At 68.1% G+C, this 16357-nt stretch carries 18 protein-coding genes; 6 read left to right on the forward strand and 12 right to left on the reverse strand.

Going from position 1 to position 16357, the window contains the following annotated elements; translation table 11 throughout:
* Nucleotides 1-21: 21 nt before the first annotated feature.
* The 3 genes from TY25_RS25945 to TY25_RS25955 all read left to right on the forward strand — a co-directional run bounded on the left by TY25_RS25945 (nt 22) and on the right by TY25_RS25955 (nt 2663).
* Complete coding sequence (locus TY25_RS25945; protein WP_042260158.1) at nt 22-423, forward strand: VOC family protein; 402 nt, start codon at nt 22-24, stop codon at nt 421-423.
* 156 nt (nt 424-579) lie between these two features.
* Complete coding sequence (locus tag TY25_RS25950; RefSeq protein WP_042260160.1) at nt 580-2028, forward strand: ankyrin repeat domain-containing protein; 1449 nt, start codon at nt 580-582, stop codon at nt 2026-2028.
* Nucleotides 2029-2315: 287 nt separating this feature from the next.
* Complete coding sequence (locus tag TY25_RS25955) at nt 2316-2663, forward strand: hypothetical protein (protein ID WP_042260162.1); 348 nt, start codon at nt 2316-2318, stop codon at nt 2661-2663.
* A 54-nt stretch (nt 2664-2717) separates the two neighbouring features.
* Here TY25_RS25955 and TY25_RS25960 read toward each other — a convergent pair whose 3' ends face one another.
* Nucleotides 2718-4229 carry an FAD-dependent monooxygenase gene (locus tag TY25_RS25960; RefSeq protein WP_042260164.1) on the reverse strand — a complete coding sequence of 504 codons (1512 nt, stop codon included), beginning with the start codon at nt 4227-4229 and terminating at the stop codon, nt 2718-2720.
* Nucleotides 4230-4482: 253 nt separating this feature from the next.
* Here TY25_RS25960 and TY25_RS25965 point away from each other — a divergent pair, with 253 nt between their 5' ends.
* Nucleotides 4483-5211, forward strand: coding sequence for a dienelactone hydrolase family protein (locus TY25_RS25965; protein ID WP_042260165.1), 729 nt, complete (start codon nt 4483-4485; stop codon nt 5209-5211).
* A gap of 105 nt (nt 5212-5316) precedes the next feature.
* Here the strand turns inward: TY25_RS25965 and TY25_RS25970 are convergent, their stop codons facing one another.
* Both TY25_RS25970 and TY25_RS25975 read right to left on the reverse strand, forming a co-directional pair.
* Nucleotides 5317-5751 (reverse strand): DoxX family protein, encoded by a 435-nt coding sequence (locus TY25_RS25970; protein WP_042260167.1) that lies wholly within the window; start codon nt 5749-5751, stop codon nt 5317-5319.
* Nucleotides 5752-5864: 113 nt separating this feature from the next.
* Nucleotides 5865-6227, reverse strand: coding sequence for a winged helix-turn-helix transcriptional regulator (locus TY25_RS25975; protein WP_226887141.1), 363 nt, complete (start codon nt 6225-6227; stop codon nt 5865-5867).
* Nucleotides 6228-6276: 49 nt separating this feature from the next.
* Here TY25_RS25975 and TY25_RS41900 point away from each other — a divergent pair, with 49 nt between their 5' ends.
* Nucleotides 6277-6633: a DoxX family protein gene (locus TY25_RS41900; protein WP_052383189.1), complete on the forward strand. Its 357-nt coding sequence runs from the start codon at nt 6277-6279 to the stop codon at nt 6631-6633.
* Nucleotides 6634-6703: 70 nt separating this feature from the next.
* Here TY25_RS41900 and TY25_RS25985 read toward each other — a convergent pair whose 3' ends face one another.
* The 8 genes from TY25_RS25985 to TY25_RS26015 form a co-directional block, all read right to left on the reverse strand.
* Nucleotides 6704-7294: a hypothetical protein gene (locus TY25_RS25985; RefSeq protein WP_042260170.1), complete on the reverse strand. Its 591-nt coding sequence runs from the start codon at nt 7292-7294 to the stop codon at nt 6704-6706.
* A gap of 85 nt (nt 7295-7379) precedes the next feature.
* A complete protein-coding gene (locus tag TY25_RS40755; RefSeq protein WP_052383190.1) occupies nt 7380-7787 on the reverse strand; it encodes a hypothetical protein in 408 nt (135 codons plus the stop codon).
* A 101-nt stretch (nt 7788-7888) separates the two neighbouring features.
* On the reverse strand, nt 7889-9307 hold the full coding sequence (locus TY25_RS25990) for an MFS transporter (protein ID WP_042260173.1): 1419 nt from the start codon (nt 9305-9307) through the stop codon (nt 7889-7891).
* 2 nt (nt 9308-9309) lie between these two features.
* Nucleotides 9310-10662 carry a carotenoid oxygenase family protein gene (locus TY25_RS25995; RefSeq protein ID WP_042260175.1) on the reverse strand — a complete coding sequence of 451 codons (1353 nt, stop codon included), beginning with the start codon at nt 10660-10662 and terminating at the stop codon, nt 9310-9312.
* An 86-nt stretch (nt 10663-10748) separates the two neighbouring features.
* A complete protein-coding gene (locus tag TY25_RS26000) occupies nt 10749-11261 on the reverse strand; it encodes an SRPBCC family protein (RefSeq protein ID WP_014988759.1) in 513 nt (170 codons plus the stop codon).
* Between the two features lie 24 nt (nt 11262-11285).
* On the reverse strand, nt 11286-12209 hold the full coding sequence (locus TY25_RS26005; protein WP_042260178.1) for a VOC family protein: 924 nt from the start codon (nt 12207-12209) through the stop codon (nt 11286-11288).
* A gap of 25 nt (nt 12210-12234) precedes the next feature.
* Nucleotides 12235-13086 (reverse strand): fumarylacetoacetate hydrolase family protein, encoded by an 852-nt coding sequence (locus TY25_RS26010; protein WP_042260180.1) that lies wholly within the window; start codon nt 13084-13086, stop codon nt 12235-12237.
* Nucleotides 13087-13127: 41 nt separating this feature from the next.
* A complete protein-coding gene (locus TY25_RS26015) occupies nt 13128-14579 on the reverse strand; it encodes an amidohydrolase family protein (RefSeq protein WP_042260183.1) in 1452 nt (483 codons plus the stop codon).
* 128 nt (nt 14580-14707) lie between these two features.
* Here TY25_RS26015 and TY25_RS26020 point away from each other — a divergent pair, with 128 nt between their 5' ends.
* A complete protein-coding gene (locus TY25_RS26020) occupies nt 14708-15391 on the forward strand; it encodes a GntR family transcriptional regulator (protein WP_042260186.1) in 684 nt (227 codons plus the stop codon).
* A gap of 29 nt (nt 15392-15420) precedes the next feature.
* On the opposite strand, the gene TY25_RS26025 is transcribed toward TY25_RS26020, so the two are convergent.
* A complete protein-coding gene (locus tag TY25_RS26025; RefSeq protein ID WP_042260190.1) occupies nt 15421-16074 on the reverse strand; it encodes an alpha/beta hydrolase in 654 nt (217 codons plus the stop codon).
* Between the last annotated feature and the right edge of the window lie 283 nt (nt 16075-16357).

The following is a 16357-nucleotide window of genomic DNA, read 5'->3' on the forward strand; positions in this document are numbered from 1 at the left end:
ACGCCTACAAAAGGAGACGTCGTGGACGCGCTGCATCCGAGGCTGCTGGTCGGCCGCTTCGCGGAATGTTTCGACTTCTATTCCGCCGTGCTGCCCGAACTGCTCGGCGCCGAGCTGATCAAGGGCACCGCGGCGGGCCCCTATGCCAACTGGGACGTGGACGGCCAAGGTGTGCTGGTGCTGTTCGACCGCGCGGCCATGGCCGAGGTCGTGGGGACCGCCGCGCGACCCGTCCAGCCGGCGCAGGACACGGTCATGTTCGTGTGCCGCGTCCCGGAGGTGGCCGCGGGCTTCGACCTGTGCGTCCGGCACGGGGCGACGGTCGTCACCGGGGTCACCGAGCGGCCGCACTGGGGACCGAACCTGCGCACCGCGCACGTGCGTGATCCGGAGGGCACCTTGATCGAGTTGCAGTCGTACTGATCAGGCTCGCGTGCTCCGGTTAAGCTGGTCGGGCACCGTCAGGGTGCGACCGGTCCGCGGGAAGGGCGTAGCCCACCTGATGTTGCGACGCTCGACGCATCTCCTCTTTTCCGGCCTGAGCCGCGGACACCAGGCGCTGACGGAAAGGAGGCCATCGTGCCCGTCCAACGTTTGTGCGACAACCCCGACCTCGAACATCTGCGCAAGCAGGCGAAAGCGCTGCGCAAGGCCGCCGCGGCGGGCGATCCCGCGGCGCTCGCGCTGTTCGCCGAGTTCCACCCGGACCCGGCCGCGCCGGTGCAACTGGCCGGGGCCCAGCTGGTCACGGCGCGGCGCTACGGCTTCGCGAGCTGGCCGAGACTGAAGCAGCACATCGACGTCGTCGCGCGCTACAGCCGTTCGCCGCACCAGGTCGAGACCGGTGCCGACCTGCCCGCAGAATTTCTCCGGCTGGCCTGCCTCACCTACGGTGACGACTATCCCGGCCGGATCCCGGCAGCGGACGCACTGCGCGAACAAACGGCCGAGGCGAACGTCTACACCATGGCCGCCACCGGTTCTTTCGATGCGCTGCGCGCGCTGCTCGCCGCACAACCCGCGCTCGCCCGCGCGGACGGCGGTCCGTTCGACTGGCCGCCGTTGCTCTACCTCTGCTATGCCCGCCTCGCCGTGCCAGGGCGCGCCGTCGATGCGGCGCGGCTGCTGCTCGAACACGGTGCCGATCCGAACGCGGGCTTTCTCTGGGACGGGCTGCCCTCTCCTTTCACCACTGTGACCGGAGCCTTGGGCGGCGGGGAGGAGGATCAGCCGAGGCATCCGCAGGGGCTGGCGCTGGCCCGGCTGCTGCTCGAGGCGGGTGCGAACGCCAACGACAGTCAGGCGCTGTACAACCTGGGACTCGGTGGGTCCTGGTCCGACGACACCACGCACCTGGAGCTGCTCCTGGAATTCGGCCTCGGCGCGGGCGACGGTGGTCCCTGGAAGGCGCGACTCGGGCCGACCCTCGCCACGCCCGCACAACTGCTGCGCGAGGAACTGGCGACCGCCGCGTTGCGCGGCGGGCCCCGGCGCACCCGATTGCTGCTCGACCACGGCGCCGAAATCGACGGCCGCGGTGCGCATCCGGCGTTCGGCGGCCGGACGCCCTACGAACTGGCCATGCTGAACGGCCACCGCGAAGTGGCTGAAATCCTCAGGGTTGCAGGCGCTTCCGGCGTGCTCGAGCCGCAGGACCAATTCGTCGCCGCCTGCCTGCGGGGCGACCGTGCCGCCGCGACGGCGGCGCCGGAACTGCTGGCGCGGGCCCTCGCCGACACCCCCGATCTGATCAATCGGGCTGCCGAGCACGGCCATCGCGCGGCGGTCCGGCTGCTCGTCGACCTCGGCTTCGACGTCAACCATCGGCGGCGCAGCACCCCGCTGCACGAGGCGGCATGGAACGACGACGTGCCCATGGCCGAAACCCTCGTCGCCCTCGGCGCGGACCCCACGATCGAAGACCTCGACCACGAGGCCACCCCGCTCGAATTCGCCGAATATGGCCAAAAAGATTCTGCCGCAACCTATCTGCGCACGCTCGCAAACCCGCCGCGCGACACGGTCTGATCCGGGGCCGGATGCTCCGCGCCGCCCGTGGGTCCGGGCGGCGGCCAGGCCCTCGTAGGTGCCGTAGACCATGAGTTCGCGGATGAATTCGGCGAGCGCGGCCAAGACGGAAAGACCGCCCGCCCCCTGCAGTGGGTCGAGCGCTTCATTGAAGGACCGGAAATCCGATGCCTCGCTTGCGAAGTCCGGCGACGATGACGCGGTCATTGGCTGCATCTTCGGTACCGGCGGGGGTTCGGCGTGGAAGGATGACCCATCCAGCTGATAACGGATGTGAGTGAGGGGTTATGCAAGCATTCATCGTCGGCTTGATATTCGGGCTGATCTTCGTCAGCTGCACCTATTCCGCCTCGAAGGGATACCGAGGCGTCGCAACCAGTCCTAGCGAGGGCTACGGCGAGGGCATCCCGGACACCACACTCACAGACCCTCAGCGTCGCAAGAAGGCGAACAACCTGGTGGCCTTCTGGGCGACTCTATCCGCGGCACTCTGCCTTCCGCCCATTGCTTACACCGCCTACGTAGCGATGGATCCCGAGCGCCGAATCCCCCTGCCGGTCCTGGTTCTCTTGGCGGTCTACGCCATTGTCGTCTGCTCTACGGCCGCGTATCCCCTGGAAAAGATCAAGAAGTAGCCGCTGACGTGAGGCGATAACGAGAGCGTCGCTGCGAGCGGCGACGGCGGTGAGTCAGGCGGCGCGGAACCAGTGCGCGGCGGCGGACTCGAAGGCCGCGGCGTCGCGTTCGCCCGCCCATGCCACGAAACCGTCGGGGCGGATCAGTACTGCGCCGACGCCGAGGTCTTCGCGGGGCGTGGCGGCGACGTAGCGAATCCGGTTCGCCCAGGCGGTAACTGCCGTGCGCAGGCTCGGATCGGCACCGAAGTCGAGCAGGACACCGCGCCCGTCATGGGTCAGGTCGCCCAAACGAGTGTCGTCGTCGAACCTGAAATCCGGTGCGCTGCGGCCGATCATCGGGTGGGTGCCGCCTAGGTCGTAGCGAATCGAGGCACCCGAACTGCGTTCGAAACCGTAGGTCGTGCCGTCGGCGGTCGCGAGCAGATCCTGGATCACCCCGCGCAGCGCGCCGGCGATCGGATCGGGTCGCAGGATCGCCACCTGAGCGCGGGACCAGTCGAGCACCGCGGCCCCGATCGGATGCCGTTCGGCGGTATAGGTATCGAGCAGTCCGGTCGGCGCGGTGCCGTGCACGGTCGCCGCGAGCTTCCAGCCCAGATTCATCGCGTCACCGATGCCGAGGTTGAGGCCCTGTCCGCCGAGCGGGGAGTGGATGTGCGCGGCATCGCCCGCGAGCAGCACCCGCCCCTGCCGGTAGGTGGTCGTCTGCATCGCCCGATCGGTGAAACTGGAGGCGAAGTGGACCGCGTCCAGCGTGACGCCGGTGCCGGAGACCCGGCGCAGCACTTCTTGCAGATGGTCGCGGGTCAGCGGCTGCGTGCGGTCGAATGCGCCGCCGTCGAAATCCATCACGCCGATATGCCCGTTCGCGGCCAGCCGGAGATACACGCCCGTCTCGGTGCGGTTGATGATCCCCTCGTCCAGCCGCGCCGGATCGGCGAGGTCGGCGAGCGCGACGTAGCCGGTGAATTGTGGCTCGGTGCCGACGAATTCGAAGCCCGCCAGCTTGCGCACCACGCTGCGCCCACCGTCGCAGCCGACCGCCCAGTGCGCCGCGTAGGCACTCTCCCCGGCGTGCACGAGTACCCGCTCGTCGTCCTGGGCGATGGCGGAACCCGCTGTGCCGCGCTGGATCTGCACTCCGAGCGCGACGGCCCGCTCGGTCAGCACCGACTCGAGTGCGGTGAGGGTCACCATCATCGACTGCAGCGCCGGGCTGGGCAGGTAGTACGGCAGGTCCGCGAACTCGACCCGGGCCGGATCGAGGACCAGGCCCGCGAAATGGCCGATATGGCGCGGCGGCAGTTCCTCGTCGAAGCCGGCGCGCAGGTTGTCGGCCGCGCCGGAAGCTTTCCGCAGCGCGGGCAGCAGCCCGCGGCGATAGAACGCCTCGACCGAGGCGGCGGAAAGCCCCCGGCGGCCCAGCGGTTCGTCCCGCCACGGCGAGCCCGGGTCCGGTTCCCGCTCGAGCACCAGCACCGAACAGTGCGCCAGACCCAGCTCGCACGCGAGCAGCAGGCCGACCGGGCCCGCTCCCACGATCACGACATCGAATTCATCCATGCCTCAATGGTTTTCGAGCGCTCTTGCACCGGGCTGACGCAGAACTTGCGGCGCGCCTACGGGTAGGTTCTCCCACCACCGGAAAAACCGGTTGGCCGTCCACGCGACCACTGCTACGTTTCCGGTGACCGTGCAAGTCCGAGGAGGTGGTACCCGTGAACGCAGTATCTACATGGGTGCTCCCCTCAGGGGTCACGGTCGGGCGATAGGTCGTCCGGGAGCGCCGCTGAACGCACTCCCGAAAGGCACGACCATGCATTTCACTTCCGAACAGCGCTTCGACGACGGCGTCCTCGAACGCGCCTTCACCCTCGGCGAGATCCCCGGCATCCTGTGGACGCCCGCCACCGCCGCGCCCGCGCCGCTGATCCTGGTCGGGCACCCAGGCGGGCTGCCCGGCATGTACCCCCGGCTGGTGGGCCGAGCCCGGCATGCAGCAGCGGACGGCTATGCCTCGGTCACCATCGAACTGCCGGGCGGTGGTGACCGGCCCCGTTCGGCCGCCGCCGAGCAGGCCCGCCTCGACCTGCGCCGAGCCATCGCGGCCGGCGGTCCGGTCGACGACGAGATCGTCGCCCGGCTGATCCTCCCGCTGGTGGAACAAGCCGTCCCGGAATGGCAGACCACCATGGACGCCGTTCTCGCGCTGCCCGAGATCGGTGGGCCGGTCGGGTACTCGGGCGGGCCGATCGGCATCGGCATCCGGTTGGCGCGGGTCGACCCGCGGATCGCGGCCGCCCTGCTGTTCGCCGGAAGTTTCGTGCCGCGCAGCATGTTCGAGGAAGCCGGGCAGGTCACCATCCCGCTGCTGGTGCTGCTGCAATGGGACGACGAAGGCAACGATCGGCAGTTGGCGCTGGATCTGTTCGACGCCTTCGGCACCAAGGAGAAGACGCTGCACGCCAACATGGGCGGACACACCGGTGTCCCGCACTTCGAAGGCGACTCGGGGAGCAGGTTTTTCGCGCGGCACCTGAAGTAGGGCCGAGCCGGCAAGGGGGACCAACCCCTGGAACACCCTTGCCGGCAACGCCGGAAACGATCGGCAGGCTCGAGCCTGCCGATCGTTCTCGGTCTCAGTGCGAGGTCATCGGGTGAGCAGCGAGCGCAGCCCGGTGATGGTGTCGCGGCGCTCGTAGGCGATCCAGGCGAAGATCGCCGACAGCACCAGCGGGAAGGGCGCGTACGTGGGCATATCCGTCAGGAAGACGTTGGTGGCGGCGGCCAGCAGGGTGAGCACGGACAGACCGGCCGCGGCCAGCCCGCTCAGGTACCGCACGAGCAGGCCGATACCGCCCGCGATCTCGCAGACGCCGATGAAGTACATGAGCCACGGCGAACCGAGACCGGCTTCCCGCATGGCCACCGTGTTCTCCTCGGGAACCATGTTCAGCAGCTTCGGCAGGCCCGAGGCCAGGATGAAGAACAGGCCCAGCACGATCTGCAGGCCCCACAGGACGCGATTGCGGACCTTGCCGGGACGGGCGGTGGTGGCGGCGGCGGTGGCGGAGATGGCGGTCATGGTCTTTCCTTCTGGGTTGGTCGCGCTGTCCGGGTAGCGCGTTCACCTGAGAAGACGGAGACCCCGAAACGAATTAATCGGTCGCGTCCCAAGATTTTTCCACCGCGGTCCGGTCAGGTTGTGCCTGCCGATTCTTGGAAGTCGACGAGCGCTTCGCCGTGCACCTGTGCCCACTCCGTCAGCATCGCTATCGGCTCCTGCAATGTCCGGCCGAGCGGGGTCAGGCTGTATTCCACCCGCGGGGGTGCTTCGGCGTAGCGGTGCCGATCGATGAGGCCGTTGCTCTGCAGTCGGCGCAGAGTCTGGGTCAGCACCTTCCGGGAGATGCCGCCGGACAGGGCGACGAGTTCACTGTGCCGCTTGGGGCCGTCCGCGAGCGCGTACAGGGTGACCACCGACCACTTGTTCGCGATGACCTCGAGCGCTGTGCGGGCAGGGCAGTCGGACATGAACATGATTCCGGCAGGAGGACGCACGGCCCGAAGGTTACCAAAAGGTACCTATCGGATTTCTAGCGTTTCCCCCATGCATATCGCAGCCTTGATCCTGTCCGTCCTACTCGCCGTGGCGATGCTCCAGTCCGGCGTGATGAAATTCGTCCGCCCCGCGTGGATCCGCCGCTTCGCCGACGCGGTCCACCTCACCGATTCCCAGCTCACCGTGCTCGGCAGCCTGCAGATCGCCGCGACGATCGGTCTGGTCTGGGGTATCTGGTTCCCGCCCTTCGCGATCGCCGCCGTGATCGGACTGGTGCTCTACTTCGGCGGCGCGATCGTCGTCCACCTCCGCACCGGCGACCGGAACATGTCGGGAGCCGTGGTCTTCCTCGTGCTGTCGCTCGCGACGTCGTTCGTGCTTGGTCTGGACGTGTTCGTCGCCTGAGCGTGCGGTTCGCGGTCATCGACCCCGTTACGCGACGAGATCCCCACTGTCCGTGGGGATCTCGCGTCGATCATGATGGCGGGGACACGAGTTCGGTCACCTGCAGCCTGCGGGCGTCGAAGTGTGCTGTGATCTCCTTGCCGCGCGCATCAATGATGGTGATCGTGTCGCTTCCCGTGAAGGACACCCGCTGTGGGCAGCGCTGACCTTCGGGCGCTGTCCACACCGGGATCCGCCTGCTGAAGAGGCCGCCGCGCTCCCGCAATTCGACGCCACAGAGGGTGTCGATCATGGCGTCCACGTCATGCGTGCGGGCCTCGTGACGACCGTCGGGGCTGACCGCGACGACCACGGGATTTTCGTCCTCCGAACCGAAGGCCGCCCACAACATTGTCACCGGTACGAGCGGCAAGATCGCCAGCGTCAGCAGTGCCGCGGGTACGACCCGAGCCCAACCGCGTTGCCAGCCCGACTTCGGCGCGAGACGAACCAGTGACGCCAACCCGAGCAGACACACCGGCAAAGCCCACAAGGGGACATGCTGAAACCGGTAGAAGCGGTCCGACCACCAGATCGCGGGTACTGCCGCGAGGGCCGCCACAGCCAGCGCGGCGACCGCCAGCAGCCAGGCGATCCGCCGTAGGCGTAGTCGCCTGTCCATCGCCCGCCCCCCAGGTGAGGGTGTCGTCCGCTCGCTCGTCTGCTCTGCCAATGGTCCGCCCACCCTGTGCAATTCGTGAGTTGGTTCAGCGGTCGACTCTGCCGGTGAGACCGCCGATCCGGGTATCGGCATGGTCTGCGGCGGTCACCGCACAGAGGATTCCGTCGTTCGGGACCATCCAGTAGTCGAGATGGGTGTTCTCGGCGAGGATTTCGCTCAGCCGCTGTTTGCAGAAGCCCCAGGCGTCGAGGCCTCCGGACGGGTGCTTGGCGAGAGCGCCGTACCCTGCCTCGAGGATCACTTCGCCGTAGTGCGGCTCAGCACACGACTTCAGGTGTACCGCTTCATCGAATCGAGCGCTGTAATCCCAGCAGTCGCCGACCTGGAGATGCGTATGGTCCCGGGACCCGCCGTCGTAGTAGTACAGCCCTACCGCACTGACCACGAGGACGAGTGCGGCGCCGAATGCGGCGACAACGATCCGAATACGCACGTCGAGATCTCCAGTTGTCCTATACACCAAGCGAAATGGCGTGCCCCAGTCGTATCACAAATCGGCATACCGGGGCACGGCCAAGCGATGTTCAGCCGATTTCACCCTGTGGGTCTGTCGCGGAGGACGGCGGTCAGCAGGGCCGCGGCTGCGGCGATGGCCGCGGTAACGGCGAACGCGGTGCCGTACGCGTGCGCGAGCTGCGATGCGGTGGAATGGCCGGAGTCGCCGGTCGCGGTGGTGATGGCGAGTAGCCCGGCCAGTCCTAGCGCGCCGCCGATCTGGCGGGTGGTGTTGATCAGCCCGCCGGCCAACCCGGTGTGTTCGGCGGGGACGTCGGTGGTGGCGCGTGCGGTGAGCAGAACGAACGCGACGCCTTGGCCGGTGCCGATGAGTAGTGACGGGGCGGCGATGTCGGTCAGGAAGCGTCCGTCGACCGGGGTGCGCGCCAGCCAGGCCAGGCCGGCTGCGAGCAGTGCCAGTGCGGTGGTCAGCAGGGCTCGGGTATTGAGATATCGAGTCAGGCGCGGGGTGATCGTGGAGGCCGCTGTGATCATGATCGCCAGCGGCAGTTGGGTGAGACCGGCTCGAATCGGTGTGAAGCCGAGCACCTTCTGCTGGTAGAGCGGGAGGAAGAAGAACAGTCCCAGCCATACCGCGCCGAGCAGTGTCATGACGATGTTCGCGGCGAGTACTCCGCCGATACGCAGGAGCGCTGGCGCGATGAGCGGCTGCGACTGCCGCCGCTGTGATCCGGCGAAGAGGACGAGCAGTAATACCGCCGCGGTCAGCGGGGCGAGGACGCGGGGCGCGGTCCAGCCATATTGCCCGCCGACCGAGAGCGCGTAGGTGAGGGCGGCGAGCCCCCCGGTCACGAATGCCGCGCCCCACAGGTCGATCCGGCCACCCGCCGGAAGGTCGGCGGGCACCAGCCATATCGTGGCGGCCAGCACCGCGATCGCTACCGGTGCGCCGATGAGAAACACCGCGCGCCAGCCGAATACGCCGGACAAGAGGCCGCCCGAGAGCACCCCGGCGACGCCGCCGATGCCCGATACCGCACCCCACACCCCGATCGCCCGCGCGCGGCCCGCGCCTGCGGGAAACAAGGTCAGCACCAAGGCGAGTGCGGTCGGGGCGAGCAGTGCCGCGCCCACCCCCTGCCCGACCCGGGCGGCGAGCAGAACCGCGGCGGTGGGGGCGAGTCCCGCCGCGATCGAGGTGGCCGCGAAAATCGCTGTGCCGGTGAGGAATACCCGCCGCCGCCCGAATACATCGCCGATTCGACCGCCCAGAATCAACAGGGCCCCGAAGACGAGTACGTAGCCGTTGACGACCCAGGAGAGCCCGACGGATGACAGGTCGAGCCCGCGCGCGATGTCGGGCAGGGCGATATTGACGATCGAGGTGGTCAGCACCACCAGGAACTGCGCGGTGGCCAGGACGGTGAGCCCGATCCATGCCCGGGCCGACGGCGTGGGGGTTCGGGTGGCGGGGACGGGCTGTCGTCGGGAGTACATGATCAGTCCGCGATCCAGGAGCCGTGGATACCGCCGGGCACGTGCCGGGGCAGCTCGACGGCCGCGACCGGCGGCGCGGTGAAGTCGTGAGCGTCGAGTATCAGCAGCTCCGACGCCTTGCCGGCGCGGTCGCCGACGAGCGTGAGCAGGTAGCCGTCGTCTTCGCCGGTGGCATCGGCGGCGGGGACGAAAACGGCCTCACCCGGGATGCGGCCCGTGCCGGTCGGGGCCAGCAGGCGTGCGCCGGTGTCGTTGTCGTACTTGACGATTCCGACGCCGTCATATCCGGAGCCGGGGTAGGCGACAGCGTAGCTGTAGCGGTTGCGGCGCCCGAGGTAGTCGAGGTTGATAGTCGGGAATTCGGTGACCAGCGAGTCCATCATTTCCTCGCGTGCGGTGCCCTGCCCGGGTTCGAGGACCCAGCGGTACTGCAGCGCCCCGGCGACCGGGTCGGTCTGGTATCCGGGTGCGCCGATCCACCACTTCCACGATGTCTCCCAGGCCGACCGGTCCAGCCGGGGGCCTTCCACGACGACCCGCCCGGCCTCGTCTTCGTAGGCATTCGAAACATGCAGCATCGCACCGGGTTCCACGTCGAACCAGCGCACCGGACCGGTGCCGGTGCGAGGCAGGATACCCATGCGCGCCTGGTAGGCGTCGTCCCACCGGTAAGGGATGCCGGAGGTTTCGGCGGGGTTGAACGTCACCGACAGGTCCAGCCACACCGCGTAGTGCTCGGTGATCGCGAAGTCGTGCATCAGCGACGGGCCCGCGCCCTCGACGACCTGCTGGTGGCGGATGTCGCCCTCGGCCGAGGCGATGTAGTAGATCAGATGCGGCGCGACGGGGGAGTAGGCGAAGAAATGCAGTTCACCGGTGACCGGGTCCACCTTCGGGTGCGCGGTCATCGCGGTTTTCAGCTTGCCGCCGAAGTCGTAGGCGCCCACCGTATCCAGCTCCGGGGTCACCTCGAACGGCAGGTTCGACTCCTGCAGCGCCAGGATGCGGCCGGCGTGCTCGATGATGTGGGTGCCCGCCACACTGGCGGTCAAATCGATGCTGCCGTCCTCGCGGATATAGGGTGCGCCGTCGAGGGCGGGCGTCTTCACCCACCGGTTGCGATACCACTCGGCTTGACCGTCACGCAGCCGCAGGCCATGGAGCATGCCCGCGCCTTTGAACCAATGTGTCGGTATGTCACCGGGTTTCGGATTATGGCCGTTGCGGAAGTAGCGGCCGTTCAGTTCGGTGGGGATGGTTCCGCGCACCGTCAGGTTGTGCGCGGTCACCTCGTCCGGTACCGGCTGGTAGTGGCCGGTCAGATACGGCTTGGCAAGCGTGGTGTCGCTGTTCATCGGATTACCTCGTGATGTGCTCGAGCGGCAGCGGCGCGTTCCGAGAACGCGTCCATGCCAGGGGTTTTCGTCGTCCGGTCGCCGAGCTATCCGGCTGTGCCCTCGATGTGCGCCTTCAGCAGTTCCAGTCCGGGCTGGACCTGCGCCGGGTCTTCGACCGGGTGCGGGCCGGGCGGCTCGGTGTCGGGGATCAGCCGCTGAAAGACCCTGCAGAACAAGGTCGTTCCGTCGCCGAGGTCGAAGGTGGTGAAGGTGGCGATGGCGTGCATCGCGGGTGCCGGGGTGCCGTCGTCGAGGATGTCGCGGCCGACCACGGTCCACAGCTTGCCGGGCACCCGCGCCACCACGGTGTATTCCTTCGGCTTCTCGTTCAATTCCGGAAAGATGTACTCGAGCAGCACATCCCCGAGTTCGGCGGGGACCCCTTCGGTGCCGCGTCGCACCTCGGTCCCCGACGCGAAGGGCAGCCATTTCGGCAGATTCGACCAGGTCGTCGCCCAGTCGTAGACGACCTGCGCGGGGCGTTCGACGACGATGCGGTTCTCGACGAATCGGATGTTCAGGTTGTCCGGGATCTGCGGTACGTACAGGTCAGACATGATCTCTCCTATGTGGGTAGGCCGCTATCCGGCGTGATGTGCGCCGGTCATCAGCGCGGCGAGGTCTTCGGGGTGCAGGAACGACGGCGGTGGCGGCGGGCCCCAGCTGAACAGGCCCTGGGCGCCTTCGAAGACTTCCGGGGTCCAGAGTTGGTCGTCGACGATCGAGTCCATGTCGGAGTAGTACTCGGAGAAGTTGCCCGCGGGATCCTTGAGGTACCAGAAGAAGTTCGAGCCCGCGTGGTGGCGTCCGAGTCCCCAGATGTGCCGTTCCGGATGACCTTCGAGCATGGCGGTGGCGCCGCGGCCGACGTCATCGATGTCGTCGAGCTGCCACGAGGTGTGGTGCAGGAAGTTGACCGGCGCGTTGAGTACCAGCACGTTGTGGTGGTCGGTGGAACAGCGCAGGAACGCGCCCTCGCCCTTGATCTCGTCGGAGAGCTTGAAACCCAGACCGTCGACGAAGAAGCGGCGGGTGGCCGCGTAGTCCACCGAGCCCAGGACCGCGTGGCCGAGCTTGCGCGGCCGGATCGGATCCGCACGCAGCACCCCGGGGGCGCGGGTGCCCTGGCGTTCGATGCGGCCGGGGCCGTTGTACGGGGTCACCGGTGCGGGAGGTTGGGTGATACGGCCCGAGATCCGCACTACGGCACGGAAATTGGCGACCGGCTCGATGGTGGCGACCGAGTCGACGGTACGTTCCACCGGCAGGCCGAGCTGGTGCAGGCGGGCGGCCACCGCGTCCAGATCATCGGAATCGTCTGCGCCGATGACGATTTCGGCCAGTCGCCGGGATGCGGCACGGATGAGCCGGAGTTGGTCGCCGCCGTCGCGGGTGGACAGCCAGCCGTCGGGGCGGGGTGCGAGCCCGAATTCGGTGTAGTAATCGCGGGTCGCGGCTGGATCTGGTACGCCGATGGTGACTGACGACAGGCGGTGCAATGCCATTGTGTCTCCAGGGAATTCGGGGGGCCTACTGCCCGGCGACGATCAGATGACGCATCTCGCCGACGCCGCGCACGTAGCTGACCAGTTCGTCGCCGGGGGCGAGGTACCGCTGCGGAGTGCGACCGAACCCGACGCCGGCCGGGGTGCCGGTGAAGATGACATCGCCGGGCAGCAGCGGCGTGATCGCGGAGAGCCGTGCGATCAGCTCGGTGACCGGGAAAACCATGTCGGAGGTCCGGCCCTGCTGCATCTGCTCGCCGTTGATCAGGCAGCCCAGCTCCAGATCGTCGGGGTCATCGAACTCGTCCGGCGTGACCAGCACCGGTCCGATCGGGCCGAAGCCCGGGAAGGACTTACCCATGCTGAACTGCGCCGCCGGGCCTACCCGCTGCCGGACACGTTCGGAAATATCCTGGCCCACAGTGACTCCCGCGACGTAACTCCACGCGTCCGTGGCGGCGACGCGATGCGCTCGGCGGCCGAGTACGACAACCAGTTCGACCTCCCAGTCCACCTTGCCCGGCACCAGCGTGACCGTTCCGTACGGATCAGCCAGCGAGGTCACGAACTTCGTGAACACCGGCGGTTCTGCGGGCACCCCGAGCGAGGACTCCGCGGCGTGGTCGGCGTAATTCAGGCCGATGGCGAACAGCTGCCGCGGATTCGGGGCGGGATTGCCGAATTCCGTCACGGGGAAATCGGACAGCGGCGTGCCCTCGGCGGTGACGGTCGGGCAGAACTCGAGCAGTTCGTCCCAGTGCTCGTAGGCGTCCTGGATATTCGGACTGAACCACCCACCGCTGGCTCGGGCTATGTCGATGACGGTATCGGACGCGGTGATCAGCGACAGCCGATCCGAGATGGTGGCGAAACGCATGGTGTGGACTCCTGACCAAAGAGGTGAACGGTTCGGATGGGTCAACGAGGTGTCGGCACGGGGTCGCCGTGCGTGGTCGCGGACCGGTAGTCGGTGTAGGTGTAGGGGTTGTCGAGGACCTTGGTCTCGGGGATCTCCGGATTCATGCCCGCGCGCCAAGCCTGCTCCCCGAGTTCGGCGCGCAGGTAGTCGACCGTCGCCTGCGCCGCCCGACGTGCCCCAGCCAGGTCGACACCGACCAGCCGGTGGTCGCGTTTCACGATCCGGCCGTCGACCAGGACCGTGTCGACATCTGCCCGCTGCGCATGCAGGACGACGTGTCCGTGCGGGTTGAGCAGCGGCGACATCGCCGGCGAAGCGTCGTTGCGGACGAGCACGAGGTCCGCCTTCTTGCCGACCTGCACACTGCCGATCTCGTTGTCGCGCCCGATCGCTCGCGCGCCGCCCCGGGTCGCCCACTCGACGACCTGCTCGGCATGCAGCGAGGCGTGGGTGACGGTCTCACCCCGCGCGTGCGCCGCCTGATGCTCGGCGGCGCGGTCGGCGCCCAACGTCGTGCGCATCGCGGAGAACAGGTCTCCGCTGCAGAGCACACAGCTGTCCAGCGACAGCGACACGGGAATTCCGTGTGCGCGCAGGGCGGCCGTGGCTGGATAACCCTGCCCGGCACTCTGCTCGCTCTCCGTGGACACCGACACCGATCCGCCGCTCGCCGCGATGCGATCGTAGGAGTCCGCCGACAGCGTCGAGGCGTGCACGTACACCGTCCTGGACTCGGCATAGCCGTGCTCGTGGATCAGTCGCACGGCGTCGTCGCCGGTCGCGCCCCACACGCCGGCGTGCGTGGTCACGGCCAGGTCCAGCTCGCGGGCGACCTCGAACGCCGGCTGCTCGGGAAAGCTCGGATCGCCGGTGACGTCGAAGGCGATCTGGAAGCCCTCGAGCTCGCCGGCCCGGCGGTCGAAGAACCTGCGGAACTCCGGTGTGCCCGTCCAGTTCGCGGGCGCGTCCTGGATGTTGCCGTAGGCCAGCACGAACCTGCCCGGTACCGCGGCGAGCGCGTCGACCGCCGCGTCGGCGTGGTCGATCGTCTGCAGGCCGTGCGACCAGTCCACACAGGTGGTGACCCCGGCATCGAGCGCCTCCAGCGCGCCGAGGAGGTTCCCGGCGTAGATGTCCTCGGGCCGGAACTTCGTGCCCCAGTTCAGGTAGTACCAGACGAAGTACTGCGTGAGTGTCCAGTCCGCACCGTAGCCACGGGTCGTGGTCTGCCACATGTGCCGGTGCGTGTCGACCATCCCGGGCATCACGATGCCGCCGCGGGCATCGATCTCGTCGGTGCCGTCGGGAACGACGAGGTCGACGCCGATGGCGGCGATCCGGCCGTCGACCACGAGCACGTCGTGGCCCTCGACCACGGTGCGGGCGGAATCCATGGTGAGGACGGTCCCGCCGCGGAGCACGGACGGACGGCCATCGGTGTGCGAGTGCATGGCAACTCCTCGAATAGCGCTGCTCGGCAACGGTTTCCGGCGGGTACGGCCGGGCTGCCGATGGTTTCGAAACTAGCCGCAAACTTTCGAAAGTTCAAGAGTTATTCGTAAACTGCTAGAGTGGGGTCATGGCGAAGAGTGGCGGGACGACCCGCACCGACGGCATCCATCAGGCGTTGCGGGCCGACATCCTCGGCGGTCGGCTGGTACCAGGCGCACGCCTCAAGTTCCCGGACCTGGCCGACCGCTACCAGGTGAGCGTCGGTGCCACCCGGGAGGTGCTGACCCGGCTGGTCGCCGAGGGGCTGGTGGTGGCGAAACCGCATCAGGGCTACCAGGTCCGGCCGCTGTCCCATCAGGATCTGGCCGAGCTGACGCAGGCGCGGGCGGAGATCGAATCCCTGGTCCTGCGCCTGTCCGTGGCCGAGGGCGATATGCGCTGGGAGGCCGATGCCGTTGCGGCACACCACCTGCTGGAACGCGCGCCATACCGGGACCCGGCCGATCCGGACCGTCTGACCGACGAATGGTCGCAGGCCCACGCAGCCTTCCATCACGCGCTGCTGACGGGCTGCCCCAACCGGCGGCTGCTCGACACGGCGCGGTCGCTACGGCAGGAAGCCGAGCTGTACCGGCAGTGGTCTGTATCCCTGGGTGACGAACCCGACCGCGACGTCGCCGTCGAACATCGGGCACTGCTCGACGCCGCCCTCGCCCGCGACGCCGACCACGCACAGCACCTGCTGCGCGACCACATCACGCACACCACTCGACTACTGATCAGCTGCGCAGTCGATCAACCGAATCGGTAATCAACCGAAATGGCTTGTGTCCCAACGGTTCATCGACGACCGAACGCCCACGCCGCCATCAGCGGAAACTCTGCACGCCAGAATGCGCCGCCGTGCGATCCGGCCCGCTCGTTGAGCACGACATCTGCCCCCGCATCGCGCAGCGCGTCCGCCCACCGGGCCGCGTTCTGGCGGAAGAACGGCTCCAGGGTGCCGGCGACGAGGTACGTGCGCGGCAGCGGACTCGGCATGACGGCAGGTGGTCGATATCCTCCGCCGGGGGAGGCGCACCAGATGGTGCCGTAGACGTCTGGATGCCGCAGTCCCATGGCCAGCGCCAGCTCTCCACCGGCCGACACGCCGCACACCGCGGTGCGCTCAGCGGGCAGGGCCACCCCGAACCGTGATCGCAACCACCGGCTCACGTCTACGCCGAAGAACCGCTCATGTGCCGAGAATCGCGCAGGATCGAAGCCCGGCGAGTACTCGTGGAGCCGCTGCGTCTCATCGGCCGCGCGGTGTACCCCGACGATCACCGTGGCCGGCACGTCCGCGGCCGCCAGATCAACGCCCCACTGCGTAATCAACTCGCCGTCACCGGCGAACACCACCGCCTCCGGCCGATCCGCCGGAACATAGACCGACACCCGGCGCCCACCGTCGTAATCGAAGACCTCGGTGACCAGTTCCCCCGCCCTTGCCATCGCCGACTCCTTTCGGGTTGCGGTGCCGTCGGCCGTGTCGACAAGTGTGCTGCAGAAAGAGCGTTCGGTGGGCCTGGGAACGCGCAATAAATGCCGACGCGTGGGCGGCCGCGGGGGAAGAAGTGCGTGCTGCTGCGGTGTCTCAGCGCGGCAGCCTTGGCCCCGGCCGGGGTGGGTCGTATATGGCATCCTGATCGTTTGCAGGAAGGGCGCGTGCCTTCCAGGGTGCCGGAGGTTCGAGCGGGGGATGAAATAGTTGTCGCAGCGAGAGTGTGCCCCGCGG

The organism is Nocardia brasiliensis NBRC 14402 (genome assembly GCF_000308475.2).
Taxonomy (GTDB): Bacteria; Actinomycetota; Actinomycetes; order Mycobacteriales; family Mycobacteriaceae; genus Nocardia; species Nocardia brasiliensis.